Below are 18,335 nucleotides of genomic sequence, written 5' to 3'. Positions count from 1 at the left end.
AGGCCACGGGCCCCCGAAATGGGCCCCGCCCCGTACCCAGGGGTTGCGATGACTCACGGGCCCTCGATCCTCACACCCGGGTTCAACCGACCCGGCATTGACCATCAAGGAGATTCCTTCGTGAGCGAAGCCCAGGAAAACGCACCGCATTACGACGCCTCGGACATCACGGTCCTCGAAGGCCTCGAGGCGGTTCGCAAACGCCCAGGCATGTACATCGGTTCGACCGGCGAGCGCGGCCTGCACCACCTCGTGTACGAGATCGTTGATAACTCGGTTGACGAAGCGCTCGCGGGCTACGCGAGTGAGATCACCGTGGACGTGCTCGAGGATGGCGGCGTGCGCGTGATCGACGACGGCCGCGGCATCCCGGTGGCGATGCACCCCACCGAAAAGAAGCCCGCCGTTGAGCTCGTGCTCACGGTGCTCCACGCGGGCGGCAAGTTCGGCGGTGGCGGCTACGCGGTCTCGGGCGGCCTGCACGGCGTGGGTTCCTCCGTCGTGAACGCGCTCTCGAAGCGCCTCGAGGTCGAAATTAAGCGTGACGGTTACGTGTGGCGTCAGCAGTACACGCACGGCGTCCCGAACGCCCCGCTCGAAAAGGGCGAGGAAACGACCGAGACCGGCACGAGCGTGACGTTCTGGGCCGATGGCGACATTTTCGAGACCACCGAGTACGAGTTCGAGACGCTGCGCAAGCGCTTCCAGCAGATGGCCTTCCTTAACAAGGGCCTCAAGATCACCCTCACGGATCACCGCCCGGTTGAGGATCCCGTTGACGACGACCTCCCGGATCTCGATAACCTCGACCAGGATGTTGACGAAAACGACGGCATCAACGATGCGGCGCGCCCCACCGAGGCAGGCGCCGATACCGCGGAGAAGCCCAAGACCAAAACAGTGACGTTCCTGTACGAGCAGGGCCTTGAGGATTTCGTCAAGTACATCAACAAGCAAAAGCGCGCCGAGGTGATTCACCCGGAGATCATCAGCTTCGAGAGCGAAGACACCGACCACATGATCTCGGTGGAGATCGCGATGCAGTGGACCACGGCGTATTCCGAGTCGGTGCACACATACGCGAACACCATCAACACGCACGAGGGTGGTACGCACGAAGAGGGCTTCCGCAGTGCCCTCACGGGCGTGATCAACCGTTACGCGCGCGCCAACAACCTCATGAAGGAAAAGGACGCGAACCTCACGGGCGAAGACATCCGCGAGGGTCTCACGGCGGTCGTGTCCGTGAAGCTCGGCGAGCCGCAGTTCGAGGGCCAAACGAAGACCAAACTCGGCAACACGATCGCGCGCACGTTCGTGTCGAAGGTGATGACCGACAAGCTCGGGGACTGGGCGTCGGCCCACCCGAACGAGATGAAGACGATCGTCACGAAGGCGCAATCGGCGGCCGCGGCCCGCGAGGCAGCCCGTAAGGCGCGCGATGCGACCCGCCGCAAGTCGCCGCTTGAAACGGGCGGCATGCCCGGCAAGCTTCGCGACTGCTCGAGCCGCAACCCCGCGATCAGCGAAATCTTTATCGTCGAGGGCGACTCGGCAGGCGGCTCGGCGGTTTCGGGTCGCGACCCGAAGACTCAGGCGATCCTCCCGATCCGCGGCAAGATTCTCAACGTGGAAAAGGCGCGCCTTGATCGTGCTCTCGATAACGCCGAGGTGCGCTCGCTCATTACGGCGTTTGGCACGGGTATTGGCGAGGATTTCGATCCCACGAAGCTGCGCTACCACAAGATCATTCTCATGGCGGATGCCGATGTTGATGGCCAGCACATTTGCACGCTTCTGCTCACGCTGCTGTTCCGCTATATGCGCCCGCTCATCGAACTCGGGCACGTGTTTATCGCGATGCCGCCGCTGTATCGCCTGAAGTGGACGAACTCGCCGCACGAGTACGTGTTCAGCGATGAGGAACGAGACCTCAAGCTCGAAGAGGGCCGCGCGGCCGGTAAGCGCATCCAGAAGGACAACGGCATCCAGCGCTACAAGGGCCTCGGCGAGATGGACTGGCGAGAGCTTCAAACGACCACTATGGACCGTGATCTGCGCACCCTCAAGCAAGTGACGATGGCGGAGGCTGCTGACGCCGACGCGGTGTTCAGCGTGCTCATGGGCGATGACGTTGACGCGCGCCGCCGGTTCATTCAGGAAAACGCGAAGGACGTGCGCTTCCTCGATATCTAAACCGGCGCCCCGAGGGGTAAGCAGCGGTTATTGAGAGAGCATTCACGCGAGGAAGACTAGGGGAGAAGGACATGAGCGACGAGAACATCGAAGATCAGGGCCCGCGAAGCGCCGAGGATCTCGAACACGCGATTCCGCAGGGCCTCACCACAACCGTTGACGCGATCGACGAGGACGAGGGCGATCAGATCTTCCAGGTTGATCTGAACAAGGAGATGCAAAAGAGCTACCTCGATTACGCGATGAGCGTGATCGTGGGGCGTGCACTCCCCGATGTGCGCGATGGCCTCAAGCCTGTGCACCGCCGCATTGTGTACGGCATGTACGACGGTGGCTACCGCCCCGAGCGCTCCTTCAGCAAGTGTGCGAAGGTCGTCGGCGAGGTCATGGGTACGTACCACCCGCACGGCGATTCCGCGATTTACGATGCTCTCGTGCGCCTCGTGCAGCCGTGGAACTTGCGCTACCCGCTCGTGCTCGGCCAGGGCAACTTCGGCTCGGCCGGTGACGACGGCGCCGCGGCCTCGAGGTATACCGAGTGCAAGATGTCGCCGCTCGCCCTCGAGCTCGTGCGCGATATCAACGAAGACACCGTGGACATGGTGGGCAACTACGACAACACGGTCGATGAGCCCGTGGTGTTGCCCTCGCGCTTCCCGAACCTCCTCGTGAATGGCTCGGCGGGTATCGCCGTGGGTATGGCGACCAACATTCCGCCGCACAACCTTCGCGAGGTCGCTTCTGCGGTGCAGTGGCTGCTCACGAATCCTGAAGCCACGAAGGAAGAGCTTCTCGAGGCGTGCATTGAACGCATCCAGGGCCCCGATTTCCCGAACGGCGCGACCATCACGGGTCGTAAGGGGATCGAGGAGGCGTACCGCACGGGTCGCGGTTCGATCACGCAGCGTGCCGTCGTCAAGACCGAGGAGATCAACGGCCGCCTCGCACTCGTGGTGACCGAGCTTCCCTACCAGGTCAACCCCGACAATCTCGCACGTAAGATCGCCGAGCTCGTCAAGGCCGGCCGCATCCAGGGCATCGCCGACATCACCGACGAAACCTCGGGTAAGACCGGTCAGCGCCTCGTGCTCACCCTCAAGCGCGATGCCGTGGCGAAGGTTGTGCTCAACAACCTGTACAAGCAAACTCAGCTTCAGGAGAACTTCTCCGCGAACATGCTCGCGATCGTCAACGACGTGCCGCGCACGCTCTCGATCGATTCGTTCGTGCGCGAGTGGACGAAGCACCAGATCGACGTCATTGTGCGCCGCACCCGCTTCCGCCTGCGCAAGGCGGAAGAGCAGATCCACATCTACCGCGGCTACCTCAAAGCTCTCGACGCGCTCGACGAGGTGATCGCGACCATTCGCCGTTCGCCTGACGTGGACGAGGCCCGCACGGCTCTTATCGCGCTTCTCGACATCGACGAGATCCAGGCGAACGCGATCCTCGCGCTCCAGCTTCGCCGCCTCGCCGCGCTCGAGCGCCAGAAGATCACCGAAGAGCATGATCGCCTCGCCGCGTTGATCCTCGAGTACGAGGGGATCCTTGCGAGCGAGCAGCGCCAGCGCGAAATCGTGAGCGAGGAGCTCGAGGCGATCGTCGAGAAGTACGGCGATGAGCGCCGCACCCAGATCGTGCCGTTTGACGGCGATGTTTCCGTTGAGGATCTGATCCCCGAAGAGGACATGGTCGTCACGATTACGCGCGGCGGCTGGGTTAAGCGCACCAAGACCGACGAATACCGCGCGCAAAAGCGCGGCGGCAAGGGTGTGCGCGGCGCGAGCCTGCGCGAGAACGACGTGGTCGACCACTTCTTCACCACGACGACCCACAAGTGGCTTTTGTTCTTCACGAACTTCGGCCGCGTGTACCGCATCAAGGGCTACGAGCTGCCCGAGGCGCCGCGCGACTCGAAGGGCCAACACATCGCGAACCTTCTCGAATTCCAGCCGAACGAGTCGATCCGTTCCGTGCTCGTGATCAGCGACTACGACGAAGCTGAGTACCTCGTGCTCGCCACGAAGCACGGCATCGTTAAGAAGACCGCGATGAGCGCGTTTGACTCGAACCGCAGTGCCGGCCTGATCGCCATCAACCTGCGTGAGTTTGAGGGGTCCGACGGTTCCCTCGTCACCGACGAGCTTGTGGCGGCCCGCGCTGTCAACGGTGACGATCACCTGTTGCTCGTGTCCAAGAACGGCCAGAGTGTGCGGTTCCCCGCTTCCGACGACGTGTTGCGCCCGATGGGCCGCGTCACGGGCGGTGTGACGGGCATGAAGTTCCGCGGTGACGATGAGCTTCTCGCGATGGATGTTGCCCACCCCGACACGTTCGTGTTTACCGTGACCGATTCCGGCTTCGCGAAGCGCTCTTCGATCGATGAGTACCGCGTGCAGGGCCGAGGTGGCCTGGGTATTAAAGTCGCGAAGCTCCCGAACGACCGCGGTCACCTCGTGGGTGCCGCGATCGTTGAGGAAACTGACGAAGTTTTCGTGCTCATGGAGAAGGGCAAGGTCGTGCGGTCCTCCGTCGCGGGCGTGCCTTCCAAGGGCCGTGACACCATGGGCGTTGTGTTCGCAAAGCCCGACCAGAAAGACTCGATCATCCTCGTCAACGTGTTCAAGGAAAGCGAACCGGATGACGAGGCGGAAGAAGCTGGCAGTGATGATGCCGGCGATGCCGTAGTCTCGGACTGATCGAATGAGCGAGGAGAACACCGTGAGTTCCACTAGCGACGACAAGACCCAGCCGATTGCGAAGCAGGGCGGGCCCGAGCAGAGCGCCGAGTCCCGCAACGCCACCGCCGCGCTCTCGGAGGGCGTCACGAGCCGGATCGACGCGATTAAGAGCGGCGAAACCGACGAGCCGAAGTCGACCTCCCGCACCAAGAAGAATGCTCAGGCACAGGGTGCGAAAGAAGGAAACGCGGCAAGCGAGCAAGCGTCGGACCGCGCTGCTGCCCCCCACGCCGGGCAGAGCCACGGCGCAAAAGCCGGTGGCCAGAGCCGTGGCGCGCACGATGCCCAGGCAAACCGCGCGCAGACCGGTGCGCAGCCGGTGCCGCGCAGCCGCACAACCCACCAGCCGGCCGCACGGCCCGTGCCCGGGGCACACGAAACGGCACCCGCGCAGGAGGCACCCCGCCAGGGCAGCCGCCGCGTCAAACTCACGCTTTCGCAGCTTGATCCGTGGAGCGTCTTGAAGCTGTCGTTCCTCGTGGCGATTGCGTTCGGTATTGCGCTCGTGGTCGCGGTGGCTCTTCTGTGGCAGATCGTCGATGCGATCGGCTTGTGGGATCAGATCAACCAGATCGGTACTGACTTCAACAGCGGCAAGCCGCTGCCGTTCTTGGAGTACTTCGAGTTCTCCAAGATGCTTTCGTACTCGGTGATCGTGGCCGTGCTCAACGTCGTGATCATTACCGCGCTCGGCACGCTCTTCGCGTTCCTGTACAACATCGTGGCCTCGCTGCTTGGCGGTTTGAAGGTCACGCTGACGGATAACTAAGCCGCAGCCCTCTAGCCCGTGTGGCGTCTCATACACATGCGCCCTCGCGTTTGTGCGAAGGGCCCGCACTGGGCTAGAGTGTTTCCTCGTTGGAGTTGCGCAAGTTGCTCCAGGAGGGCCTATAGCTCAGTCGGTTAGAGCGCTGTCCTGATAAGACAGAGGTCGCTGGTTCAAGTCCAGCTAGGCCCACTCAACGAACGGAGGCATCGTGAAGTTTGTACGAGCACTTCTTTTGCTCATCGCCTCCACCGCCGTCGGCCTTTTTGCCTGGCGGAAAGTTGAAGAAAAACAGTTGAGGGATGATCTTTGGCAAGAAGCCGAAGAACAGACTCGCTGACATACCGGGGGCTATGGCGCAATTGGTAGCGCACCTGCTTTGCAAGCAGGGGGTTACGGGTTCGAGTCCCGTTAGCTCCACAGATAAAACCCCAGGATGGCTAGAGCCGACCTGGGGTTTCTTCATGCCTTGATGCGCGTGACCGGTGGTGCCAAACCGAGGTGGCGAATCCCCGGAAATGAGGTGGCAAATCCCCGCGTAGAGGGTGGCGAATCCTCGGAAATAAGGTGGCAAATCCTCGCTTTTTTGCCTGGAGACGCATAGAATAAGCCCATGAACTCGGTAAACGCCCACATTCCCCGGCATGCGGTGTCAATCGCGCGGGAGATCCTCGAGGACTCGCCCCTGCTCGTTGTTCAAGGCGCGCGCCAGGTCGGGAAATCAACGCTCGTGGGGCAGGCTGTTGATCCACAACGCGCTCATATGGTCACCCTCGATGATCCACTTGAGCGAGCGTTCGCGGAAGCGGACCCGGCAGCGTTTTTACAACAGGCCCAAGGTAAGACTCTTGTGGTCGATGAGGCGCAGCGCGTTCCGGCGCTCGCACTTGAGTTGAAACGCACGATCGATGCCGACCGGCGCCCGGGCCGATTCGCGATCACCGGGTCGTCCGATCTGCTGCGCACCCCTGGTGTCTCTGATTCTCTCGCGGGTCGCGCGGAGTTTCTTCGCGTGTATCCGCTTACCGCTGGCGAAATTATGGAACGGGCAGAGCCCGAGGATTGGGTCTCGTGGATTCTTGATGGCGCAGCGGGAGCAAATGCTGGCAAGGTCTCCTACTGCGGCGGGGATGAGCTTCGAGGCATGGTCCTCGCTGGTGGCTATCCGGTTCCCGTGCAGCGTGAAGGGGAGCGTCGCAAAGCACGGTGGTTCGATTCGTATGTCACTTCACTCATCGAACATGATGCGCCTCAGCTCGCGGGAGGCCAGTTCCCTTCCCAGTTGCGAGCACTCTTGCGGCACCTCGCGGAGCAGGGCCAATCGGAACTCGTGAAGGCGAAAACGGCACGTGCTCTCGGGGTTGGCGAGACGGCACTCGGGGACTATCTTGCTCTCGCTGAGCGCATGTACCTTCTTGATGTCACGCCCGGGTGGGGAGTGGGTTTCACGAATCGCGTGGTCAAGCGCCCGAAAGTCGCCGTGGCTGATTCGGGCCTTGCCGCGTTTTTATCTGGGCTCACGCTCGAAAAGACGCGCGTCGCGGGAGGCGCGGAACTTTTCGGGGCAACGCTTGAGTCGTTTGTGGGGGAGCAGCTGCGAGCGCAATCGACCTGGTCACGGGAGCGCTTCAGCCTCCACCACTATCGCGAACGAGATCGGGAAATCGACGTTGTCGTTGAACTTGCCGATTCTCGCTTGATTCTCATCGAAGTGAAGGCGGCCGAAACCGTGACGGAACGCGCGTGGAAAAACCTTGATGTGGGATCAGCTCCCTTCAAGGATCGAGTCGCGGCGCGCGTGGTGCTGTACTCGGGAACGCGCGCAGTCACCATGAAAAATGGAGGAGCCCCCCTCCACGTTCTGCCGGTCTCGAGTCTTTGGCAGCACCCGTAAATGAGCGCTTTTCGCCTTTCCGCTGAGGGGTGCGAGAAAAAATTCTTGCCTCGAGCCCATTTCGCCGCGAGAAGCCCCCACATAGGATTGCCTCATGACCGCGAATCAGAACGAAGAGCAGCGGAGCGCAACCACAGCTGCCCCGGAGCCGACGTTTCCGCGCTTTGATCTGGGGAACTCACGCGTGAATCTCGACCGGGCGACCCGTATCGCCGCGGAGCTTGAAGACGAAGCCCTAGCGCACAAGCTCACCGAAGGTCGCTAAGGTACGCCAGGGCTTTTGCGCCGCAGTATGAGGCGGCGTCGACATTGTCTAGAAGTAGGTCACGCACCACGGCTCACGACGGCGCTGCAGGAGGATGCCGAGCTTGTCGACCGCGTCCTCGTCACCGCGCACCCAGCCCACAGTTTCGAGGGCCTGAATGTTGACGCCGCCGAGGAGAGTCGAGCCGAGAGCCGGAACATCGATCTCCACCTGCGGCTCGCCCTCGTAAGGCTCGCACGCGCCCTTGCCGTCCTTCACGGTGAGACGCCAGGTGCCGTCGGCAATCCCCATCGGGTCCACCACGCGGAAGGTGACGTCACCCTCGGTGTAGTAGTTACGGGCCTCGAGCAGCGCGGCCGGGTCGATCACGCGCAGCCACAGGAAGTCGTTGTGCTCGTTGATCTGGTAGCGGCGGCGATCGGCGAGGGCCCAGGGAAGGTGCTCGTCGTTGCGGGCGTTGTCGAAGCGCACGCGGCGCACGAGGTCAAGCGAGCCGAGGAACGACCACATCGCGATGCTCGCGTTGGTATTGCACGGCACGAAGTCGATGACATCGAGGGCGCCGCCGCGGCTTTCAAGGCGCCACGTCGCGTAACCGTCGAGTTCGCCCTTCTCGTTCCAATGGCCAATCGCGCGGGTTTTGTTGTTCGTTTCGCGCGTGGGTTTGTCGATGGAGCCGTTGCGGATCTCCATCTCGGGCGCGCAGCGGCTGATCGAGCCGGTCTGGCGCGCGTGGAACTTCTTGAAGACGTGATGGGAGGCCTCGGCGAGCTGGGTGACGTCGATGTATTCGCACGTGCCGGTGATGGGTGCGGACACGCTGAAGCCCGAGCCGGCGTGCAGCTCGACGGAGGTGCTGAAGATGGCGGGGCCGAAACCGAAGCGGCCGTAGATCGCGGCTTCGGTCGCGGTGAGAGCGGCAACGGCGAGGCCCTTCTCTTTTGCGTCCGTGAGCGACTCGGTCATGAGGGTCGTGGCGATGCCCTGGCGGCGGTGGGAGGCGAGAACGGTGACTTCGCTGATCTGGTGGCAGTCGATGACCTTGCCACCCACGTTGAGCTCGCCCGTCCAATCCATGAACGTGGCGACGGGAACATCCTTGCCGAGGCCGTACTTGCGGCTCTCATCGTCGAGAACCGTGCGAGCGGTCGCCTTACGCTCCGCGTCGATTTTCAGTTGGTGCTCGAGGAATTTCTGTGAGGGGTAGGGATCGTGGAATCCCTGCTGGACGGCGGTGAGCCAGGCGGGATACCATGGGTTATCGTTTGGGTTGGCGCTTGTCACGTGATGGGTTTCATACTTGAGATTCACGCCTGGAACCCTAGCAAAGTAGGGTCTGGGGGACCTGTGGCAGGGGAGAGGAGCGTGCGATGCCTGCACTTATGTTCGATGCGGTGTCGTTTTCGTTCACGTCGCGCCCCCTCCTTGATCGGGTCAGCTTTCGGGTGGGGGCAGGCGAGCGTGCATTCCTGGTGGGCCCGAACGGCTGCGGAAAAACGACGCTTTTACGGCTCGCGCTCGGGGAACTTCGCCCGGATAGTGGCGCGGTTGTATGGGAAGGAATGGGGTCCGACGCTCGCCAGCCTCCGTCGGCAGAAAACTTTTCCGGGAGTGTTGGCGACTATTTCGATGAAGCCCTTCGGCCCGTGCGCGCTCTCAGCACGATGTTTGAACGCCTCACAGCCCACATGGCGGCGAACGGGGATGAAAGCCCCGACGATGCTCGCGAATACGACGCTCTACTTGCGCAGATGACAGTGCGCGATGTGTGGTCGCTTGAGTCGCGCATCGATGAAGTGCTTGCGAGGCTAGGCCTTCCGATGCTCACGGGGGAGGGCCGCGAACGTGAGGTGGCAACACTTTCCCCCGGTCAGCGCGGGAGGCTCCCGCTTGCGGCGATGCTTATCGCGCGGCCCGAGGTGCTCATTCTCGACGAGCCCACGAACCATCTTGATGCCGAGGGCGTGGACTTCCTTGCGCGCACCGTGCGCCAGTGGGAAGGGCCGGTACTGATGACGAGCCATGACCGCGCCTTCATTGATGAGACGGCGACGGCGATTTACGACCTGGACGTCGCGACCTGGCAGGCCCTTGCAACGGCCGAAGGACACGATCTGCACGGCGTGTATCGCACCAATGGCGCATACTCGGCATTCCTCGAGGCGAAACAGAAGGCTCACCGGGCGCACGCCGACATCCACGCCGAGCAGCAGAGCGAAAAACGGGAGATTCGTGCACACAGGAATGCCGCACAATCGATCGCACGCGGCGGGGTGCGGCTCTCGGAGGCTCAAGGAATGGCGAAGAAGTTCTTTGCCGATCGTGCGCAGGCAACCTCTACGCGACGAAAGCGAAATGACGACAGGCGCCTAGAGGCACTCGAGGAGCGGGAGGTCCGTCGGCCCCGTTCCTACAACTTGACGTTCCCCCTCGCACCCGCGCACCACGCCCCCGGCCTCGCCCTTTCGGCGCGAGATGCCGCCGTTCACGAGCGCATGGCGCCGCTCACCCTTGATCTTGCGCGTGGAGAGCACTTACTCGTGACCGGCGGGAATGGCGCAGGGAAAACAACCTTTCTCAATTGGATCGCGTCGGGAGCCTCGCCCGAAGGAGCCGAGGCGAGTGGCAGCATCTCAAGCGACCGTCCCGTAGGGTTCGTGCCGCAGCGGTTACCGCACATTGACGATCCCGGTTTCACGCGCGAGGTATGGACTGAGGGGGTAGGGGAGCGCGGCGCCGGAATGCTGCATCCCTCGATGTGGCACACACGAATCGAGGACCTTTCGGCGGGCAATCAACGACGCGCCCAGCTTGCCCTCGCGCTTGCCGAGGCGCCGTCGTTCCTCGTCATTGATGAACCCACCAACTTCCTCGATCTCGCTACGGTTGAGGCGCTCGAGCAGGCCTTCAATGAATGGACGGGGACCCTCATCATTGCGAGCCACGACCGCTGGCTCATTGAGCATTGGGAGGGGCGGCGGCTCACTCTCGCGCCCTCGCCCGCTTTTGGTGTTACCGAGTGAAGGTGGTGAAAAATCGAGGTGTGGACGCCACTTTCGGCGTTAACCGGGTCGTTTTTCACCACCTCAGCCACGCATGTACGGGAATGGCCCGAGTTTAAGGGCGCCAAAAGGTCGTGACGTCTTTTTTCGTCGCGAGCTGGTAGTCGATGAACTCCGCGAGCAGCTCGTAATCAAACGGCTTGCTCCACGGCTGGCGGGCAAGCATCGCCGTGCGGTCGGTGCTGCGCTCCTGAATGAACCCCGCGAAATGGTCCATGGTCGCTTTCTCGGGGGACACGGACATATGCATCTTCGCGGCCGAAAACCCGATGATGAACGTGCCGTGATGCGTGAACATCGGCGTGCTCCACGCGATCCGCATCTCCAGGTCCGGGTACGTCGCCTGCACCCATTCGAGCACCTCGATCATGCGCTCGCGTTTGGGGCCGTCGGGCACGGTGTCGAGGAATTCGTTTAGCGTTCGGATTGTCACGGTGCCACCTTAGTGCAGGGGCCGAAGCAAGTGTGGGGGAGCTGGTTCCCACGGTTGCCGCCCCGGTGGTAACGGTATTTTGTCCCCATGACCTGGGTATAAAGTGGGATTGGCATGATTTTATAAAGTCGCCGGTGGACCATGGGCCACGGCGCATCACCTGGAAAGCCGAAGAAGTGAGCAGTGAACTTCGCGCCCAACGCGGGGCGCCTTTTGTTGCAGCGTGTCTAACTTTGTTGTTGATGTTGGCGGGGGTGGTGGGCTTCCCGTCAGCGGCGATGGGGGCGCCGCAGCCAACAGAACGGCAGGTGCTCAAGTGTTACAAAGAGGGGGCTGTGCTCTTCTGCGAGCAAGATCAGCTCCAACAGCTCATCACCGAGGCCGGAACGACGCCAACTCGGATCGAGATCGGCAACGGTATGGAAACGCTGCTGACGAAAACCTTGGTCATTCCCAAAGGTGCCGACATCGAATTGGTGGGTGCGGAAGTTCTTCCATGGAGTGGTGGAGCCAAGATTATCCGCGACGATGGCACATTCACAGGCAGTCTCATCCGTGTGGAAAAGGGTGGCAAACTCACGCTCTCCGACGGCACCGGCAACGGCGAGGGACTCGTCATCAATTCACGCGCCCAGCACGACAATGTCGTCAAGGGTAATAGCTTCGCGCCCACCGTCTACGTCCGCGGCGAATTGGTGATGAACGCCGGCAGCATCAAGGGAGCCCGAAAGATCTCCAGTGCAGGCCAGGGCGCGGTGACCATTGACGGGCCCGAGGCAAAGTTCACGCTCAACGGCGGTGCAATTACCGACAACCAACGCAAAAACGAGCCGTCGACAACGCAAAACGGAGCTGCAAACGTTGCGCTGAACAACGGCGCGACCATGGTGATGAATGGCGGCGAAATCTCCAAAGGATATGCCGCGAAACGGTGGGATGCTTACAACGAGGCCGGAGGCGTCGGGGTGTTTAAGGGCTCGCACCTTGAACTGAACGGCGGGAAGATCACCGGTAATCACGGTTGGGCTGGCAACATCAACGTCACCAACTGGCTTGGGAATTGCCCGAAGCTTGGCGAGGATACCTCGAAGAGTCGCTCAACACTCGTGATCAACGATGGCGAGATTTCCTATGGCAGTGCGGCCTTTGGCGGCGGCGGCGTGAACGTTTTCGGTAACGCGGCTGTCACGATGAATGGCGGCACTATCAAGAAGAACCAGGCGCCCAACGGTGGCGGCGTGAACGCCATGGATTTGTATGTGTGGGGAGCGGAGGGCTCTTTTGCAGAGGTTCCTGGCGACGGCATGGGCTGCAAGTTCAAGCCCGAAGAATGGAGTAAGGTCTCGCCGGGCGGGTTCACGATGAACGGTGGCTCCATCAAGGAGAACACGGCCTCCCGCACCGGCGGCGGCGTGAACACGGTCTCCAACGCTGTCGAGCTGAATGCTGGCCTTATCGAGGGCAATATTGCACACCAGCAGGGCGGTGGCGTGTACGTCGCCACAAAATCCTACGCTGCGCACTTCAACGATGCTCTCATCACTGAAAATGCGGCGACATCGCGCTCGACTGCGCTCGGTGGCGGCATTTGGCTGTGCCCGACCGGCGATCTGGTCATGCATGTGACGAACGGCGCCGCGGTGTTCGATAATTCCGCGGCTGATGGCGAACAAGGTAGCCGTTGGGGTGATGATTTCGCTCATGATAATTACGGGGGTGCGAACCGTGCGGGGTTGACAATCGACTCGCGCATGCTGGGTGGCGCTGAGCCGGACTTCTACAAGGATGGAGCATCCGGTAACGCCTCGCGTTTTGACGCGGACAACCCCGGAAAAAAGCAAGTGTTCGACGGCACCGGTCGAGACTCCGATAAGACTCACGACTACCCGAAGGCCCTCGCCAATTCAGGTCTGAAAACGATCGCTGACGCACAGGCCAAGAACCGCGCGAAGTCGTGGGCTCGACTTACCGTGACGAAGAACAAGGCTCCGCGCGGTGCTGGCGTAGGTTCGAACGGAACACTCGTATTCGGAACTCCAGGCAAGACCGAGGTCAAGGTCACCAAGGACTGGAAGACCGCCGACGGTAAGGACCTTGACGAGAAGTCAAAGGTTCCGGTGAAGGTGCAGCTTGTTGGCGAGGTCAAGGGTAAGAAGTTCGAGCTCGGCGCACCGGTTGAGCTGAAAGCTGATAACGACTGGACGCATACGTTCAAGGATCTGCCGGAAACCAAGACGGTTGACGGTAAGCAGGTCAAGATCAACTACTCCGTAGAAGAGCAGGGTGTTGAGTCTGTGACCGTCGAGATGAGTGGTAGTGCGCAGGACGGTCTGAAGATCTCCGCTCCGACTGCGAACGCGCCGGTGAAGGTTCAGCTGATGGAGTCAACCGGTGGGGAGAAGTCCCCGGTTGGCGAGCCGGTCGAGTTGAATGCCAAGAACGGTTGGACACACACGTTCGAGAATCTGCCGACCACCAAAACCGTTGATGGTAAGCAGGTCAAGATCAACTACTCCGTAGAAGAGCAGGGTGTTGAGTCTGTGACCGTCGAGATGAGTGGTAGTGCGCAGGACGGTCTGAAGATCTCCGCTCCGACTGCGAACGCGCCGGTGAAGGTTCAGCTGATGGAGTCAACCGGTGGGGAGAAGTCCCCGGTTGGCGAGCCGGTCGAGTTGAATGCCGATAACGACTGGACCTACACGTTCAAGGATCTTCCGGCGACGAAGGAAGTAGAAGGTAAGCAGGTCAAGATCAACTACTCCGTAGAAGAGCAGGGTGTTGAGTCTGTGACCGTCGAGATGAGTGGTAGTGCGCAGGACGGTCTGAAGATCTCCGCTCCAGCTGCGATCACGCTGGTGACGGTTCAGCTGATGGAGTCAACAGGTGGGGAGAAGTCCCCGGTTGGCGAGCCGGTCGAGTTGAATGCCGATAACGACTGGACCTACACGTTCAAGGATCTTCCGGCGACGAAGGAAGTAGAAGGTAAGCAGGTTGACGTTACGTACTCGACCAAGGAGTTGGGCGTAAGTGGCTTTAACTTCCGCATCACCGGAGATGCGGCGAGTGGTTTTACGATCACGAACACGCAGACTCAGCCTCCGACGACCGAAGTTTCGGTGAAAAAGGTTTGGAAGTCGTTTGAGGGTAAGGATCTTGATCCGGCGTTGACGATGCCGGTGAAGGTTCAGGTGATGAAGACCGTCGACGGAAAGACAACCCCCGTTGGTGATCCGGTTGAGTTGAATGCGGCGAATGGTTGGGCGCATACGTTCAAGGAATTGCCCCGGTTCGAGGTTGTCGACGGTAAGCGGGTGGAGCCCAGGTATTCCGTACAAGAGCAGAGTGTCGAGCCTGCAATTGTCGAGTTGAGCGGTAGTGCGAAGGACGGTCTGACAATCTCCGCTCCAGCTGCGACCGCACCGGTGAAGGTACAGCTGATGGAGTCAACAGGTGGGGAGAAGTTTCTGCTTGGTGACGCGGTTGAGTTGAACGTCGGCAATGATTGGTCGCGTACGTTCAACGATCTTCCGGAAACCAAAACGGTTGATGGTAAGAAGGTGAAGATTGAGTACTCAGTGATGGAGCTAGGCCTCGAGGACTTTGCTTACGATGTTTCGGCTGGCAAGACGATGAGCTTCACCGTTACGGATATGGCCAAGAAAGATCCGGTGAAGGTTCAGCTTATGAAATCCATTGGCGCTGAGAAGATGCCGGTGGGTGACCCAGTTGAACTGAACGCCGGGAATGAGTGGACTAATACGTTCAAGGAATTGCCCCGGTTCGAGACTGTCGACGGTAAGTCGGTTGATGTCACTTATTACGTGAAGCAGGTTGATGGTCCTGGCCCGAAGTCTGTACTGAAGAGCGTGTCGAAGATTGGCTTTGACGTGACGAATACGCAGACTCAGCCTCCGACGACCGAAGTTTCGGTGAACAAGGTTTGGAAGTCGTTCGAGGGTAAGGATCTTGATCCGGCGCTGATGACTCCGGTGAAGGTTCAGTTGATGAAGACCGTTGACGGGGAGAACTCCCCGGTGGGTGGTCCGGCCGAGTTGAACGCTGAAAACAACTGGGCGCACACATTCAAGGATTTGCCGCAGTTCGAGATTGTCGACGGTAAGCGAAACCCGGTGACCTACACCGTTAAAGAAGCGGAGGTTCCCGGTTTCACCTCTGAGATGACGGGCGATGCGACGAGTGGTTTCACGATCACGAATACGCAGACTCCGCCTACGACGACTGAGGTCTCGGTGACCAAGGCGTGGAAGTCGTTTGAGGGTAAGGATCTTGATCCGGCGTTGACGATGCCGGTGAAGGTCCAGTTGATGAAGACCGTTGACGGGAAGACCACCCCCGTTGGCGAGCTAGTCGAGTTGAACGCCGAGAATGGTTGGACGCATTCGTTCAAGGATCTTCCGGAGTGGACGCTCGTTGAGGGCAAGAAAACCGATATTTCCTATTCGGTTGAGGAGCTTGAGGTCGAAGGTTTCACCTCGACGGTGACCGGTGATGCGGCGAATGGTTTCACGATCACGAACACGCAGACTCCGCCTCCTATGACCGAAGTCTCGGTGAATAAGGTCTGGGAGTCGTTTGATGGTGAGGATCTTGATCCGGTGTTGATGACTCCGGTGAAGGTTCAGTTGATGAAGATCGTTGCCGGGGAGGAGTCCCCGGTTGGTGAGCCGGTCGAGTTGAAAGCTGACAACGGGTGGATGCATACGTTCACTGGTTTGCCGCTGACCAAGAAGATCGATGGCAAGCAGGTTGATATCGGCTACTCGGTTCAGGAGCTTGAAGTTGATGGTTTCACCTCGGCTGTCACCGGTGACGTGAAGAGTGGCTTCACGATTACGAATACGCAGACGCCTCCGCCCGTGACTGAAGTGAACGTCACCAAGGTTTGGAAGGCTGCGGATGGCTCCGAGCTCGATGCGGACTCCGTGGTTCCCGTGAATGTTCAATTGATGAAAACTGTTGACGGTAAGACCACACCGGTTGGTGATCCGGTCGAGTTGAATGCTGATAACAACTGGACGCACGCATTCACGGATTTGCCTGAGTGGCAGCTCGTTGATGGCAAGAAGGTCGATGTTTCCTATTCGGTTCAGGAGATTGAGGTCGAAGGTTTCACCTCGAAGGTGACGGGTGACGTGAAGAGTGGCTTCACGATCACGAATACGCAGACTCCGCCGACGACGACCGAAGTTTCGGTGAAAAAGGTTTGGAAGTCGTTTGAGGGTAAGGATCTTGATCCGGCGTTGATGACTCCGGTGAAGGTCCAGTTGATGAAGACCGTTGACGGAAAGACAACCCCCGTTGGTGATCCGGTTGAGTTGAATGCGGCGAATGGTTGGGCACATACGTTCAATGATTTGCCTGAGTGGCAGCTTGTGGACGGTAAGAAGGCTTCGATCTCGTACTCGGTCGAGGAGCTGACTGTTGAGGGCTTCGCCTCTGAGGTGACTGGTGATGCGGCGAATGGTTTCACGATCACGAATACGCAGACTCCGCCGACACCGCCGATGACGGAAGTCTCGGTGAACAAGGTCTGGGAGTCGTTTGATGGTTCGGATCTTGACTCGGCGTTGACGGTACCAGTGAAGGTTCAGCTGATGAAGACCGTTGACGGGAAAACAACCCCCGTTGGTGATCCGGTCGAGTTGAATGCTGATAACAACTGGACGCACGCATTCACGGATTTGCCTGAGTGGCAGCTCGTTGAGGGCAAGAAAACCGATATTTCTTACTCGGTTGAGGAGCTGACTGTTGACGGCTTCACCTCAAAGGTGACGGGCGATGCGACGAGTGGTTTCACGATCACGAATACGCAGACTCCTCCGCCCACGACTGAAGTGAACATCAACAAGGTGTGGAAGGCCGCGGATGGTTCCGATCTCGATGCGGACTCCATGGTTCCCGTGAATGTTCAATTGATGAAAACGGTTGACGGTAAGACCACCTCGGTTGGTGATCCCGTCGAGTTGAACGCCGAGAACGGTTGGACGCACACGTTTACCAAGTTGCCAGTCTCAGAGAGTATTGACGGCGGGCAAGCTGACGTCACCTACTCCGTTGAAGAGCTGGCGGTTGACGGATTCAAGTCTGAGGTCACAGGTAACGCGAAAGATGGCTTTACCGTGACTAATACACAGATTCCGCCGGTATCTGAGGTTTCTGTCAAGAAGACTTGGCAAGCGTTTGATGGCTCGGCTCTTGAAGAGTCGGCAACCACACCGGTGAAGGTTCAGCTCATGAAGTCCATTGGCGCTGAGAAGATGCCGGTGGGTGAGCCAGTTGAACTGAACGCCGAGAACGGTTGGGCGCACACGTTCGGTGGGCTTCCTGTTTCGGAAAAGGTGGACGGGGAACAGATTGACATCACCTACTCGGTTGAGGAACTTGAGGTCGAAGGCTTCACCTCGAAGGTGACGGGCGATGCGGCAAGTGGTTTCACGATCACGAATACGCAGACTCCGCCGACACCGCCCACGACCGAAGTTTCGGTGAACAAGGTTTGGAACTCGTTTGAGGGTGAGGATCTTGATCCGGCGTTGACGATGCCGGTGAAGGTTCAGCTCATGGAGTCGACTGGTGGGGGGAAGTCGCCGGTTGGTGATCCCGTCGAGTTGAACGCCGAGAACGGTTGGACGCACACGTTCAAGGATCTTCCGGAGTGGAAGCTCGTTGAGGGCAAGAAGGTTTCGATCTCGTACTCGGTTGAGGAGCTGACTGTTGAGGGCTTCACCTCCGAGGTGACGGGCGATGCGGCAAGTGGCTTCACGATCACGAATACGCAGACTCCGCCGACACCGCCCACGACCGAAGTTGCGGTAAACAAAGTCTGGAAGTCGTTTGAGGGTGAGGATCTTGATCCGGCGTTGACGATGCCGGTGAAGGTTCAGCTCATGGAGTCGACTGGTGGGGGGAAGTCGCCGGTTGGTGATCCCGTCGAGTTGAACGCCGAGAACGGTTGGA

At 60.0% G+C, this 18,335-nt stretch carries 10 protein-coding genes and 2 tRNA genes; 10 read left to right on the top strand and 2 right to left on the bottom strand.

Going from position 1 to position 18,335, the window contains the following annotated elements:
* Positions 1-120: 120 nt before the first annotated feature.
* The 8 genes from gyrB (at position 121) to D8M36_RS10050 (ending at position 7,862) form a co-directional block, all read left to right on the top strand.
* Entirely contained in the window at positions 121-2,196 is a 2,076-nt protein-coding gene (gene gyrB, locus D8M36_RS03220) for a DNA topoisomerase (ATP-hydrolyzing) subunit B (RefSeq protein WP_126846691.1), read from the top strand.
* A 71-nt stretch (positions 2,197-2,267) separates the two neighbouring features.
* The gene (gene gyrA, locus D8M36_RS03215; protein ID WP_126846689.1) at positions 2,268-4,895 is read left to right on the top strand and encodes a DNA gyrase subunit A; all 2,628 of its coding nucleotides are present in this window, start codon (positions 2,268-2,270) and stop codon (positions 4,893-4,895) included.
* Positions 4,896-4,917: 22 nt separating this feature from the next.
* The gene (locus D8M36_RS03210; protein ID WP_238638365.1) at positions 4,918-5,706 is read left to right on the top strand and encodes a DUF3566 domain-containing protein; all 789 of its coding nucleotides are present in this window, start codon (positions 4,918-4,920) and stop codon (positions 5,704-5,706) included.
* Between the two features lie 115 nt (positions 5,707-5,821).
* A tRNA-Ile gene (locus tag D8M36_RS03205) sits at positions 5,822-5,895 on the top strand.
* 19 nt (positions 5,896-5,914) lie between these two features.
* A complete protein-coding gene (locus D8M36_RS10290; RefSeq protein WP_223845731.1) occupies positions 5,915-6,043 on the top strand; it encodes a DLW-39 family protein in 129 nt (42 codons plus the stop codon).
* A 7-nt stretch (positions 6,044-6,050) separates the two neighbouring features.
* A tRNA-Ala gene (locus D8M36_RS03200) sits at positions 6,051-6,123 on the top strand.
* 193 nt (positions 6,124-6,316) lie between these two features.
* Positions 6,317-7,597, top strand: coding sequence for an ATP-binding protein (locus tag D8M36_RS03195; RefSeq protein WP_126846685.1), 1,281 nt, complete (start codon positions 6,317-6,319; stop codon positions 7,595-7,597).
* A 94-nt stretch (positions 7,598-7,691) separates the two neighbouring features.
* Positions 7,692-7,862 (top strand): hypothetical protein, encoded by a 171-nt coding sequence (locus D8M36_RS10050; RefSeq protein ID WP_153246498.1) that lies wholly within the window; start codon positions 7,692-7,694, stop codon positions 7,860-7,862.
* A 48-nt stretch (positions 7,863-7,910) separates the two neighbouring features.
* Here the strand turns inward: D8M36_RS10050 and D8M36_RS03190 are convergent, their stop codons facing one another.
* On the bottom strand, positions 7,911-9,173 hold the full coding sequence (locus D8M36_RS03190; RefSeq protein ID WP_161970194.1) for a GNAT family N-acetyltransferase: 1,263 nt from the start codon (positions 9,171-9,173) through the stop codon (positions 7,911-7,913).
* A 59-nt stretch (positions 9,174-9,232) separates the two neighbouring features.
* Here D8M36_RS03190 and D8M36_RS03185 point away from each other — a divergent pair, with 59 nt between their 5' ends.
* On the top strand, positions 9,233-10,885 hold the full coding sequence (locus tag D8M36_RS03185; protein WP_126846681.1) for an ABC-F family ATP-binding cassette domain-containing protein: 1,653 nt from the start codon (positions 9,233-9,235) through the stop codon (positions 10,883-10,885).
* A gap of 94 nt (positions 10,886-10,979) precedes the next feature.
* Here D8M36_RS03185 and D8M36_RS03180 read toward each other — a convergent pair whose 3' ends face one another.
* On the bottom strand, positions 10,980-11,357 hold the full coding sequence (locus tag D8M36_RS03180; RefSeq protein ID WP_126846679.1) for an iron chaperone: 378 nt from the start codon (positions 11,355-11,357) through the stop codon (positions 10,980-10,982).
* Positions 11,358-11,692: 335 nt separating this feature from the next.
* Between D8M36_RS03180 and D8M36_RS10285 the strand changes: the two genes are divergently transcribed.
* A partial coding sequence (locus tag D8M36_RS10285; RefSeq protein WP_238638364.1) for a Cna B-type domain-containing protein occupies positions 11,693-18,335 on the top strand: 6,643 nt, incomplete at its 3' end.

The sequence above is a fragment of the Dermabacter sp. HSID17554 genome, assembly GCF_003989295.1.
Classification (GTDB): Bacteria; Actinomycetota; Actinomycetes; order Actinomycetales; family Dermabacteraceae; genus Dermabacter; species Dermabacter vaginalis.
This window is presented reverse-complemented; position numbering and strand designations above follow the sequence as displayed.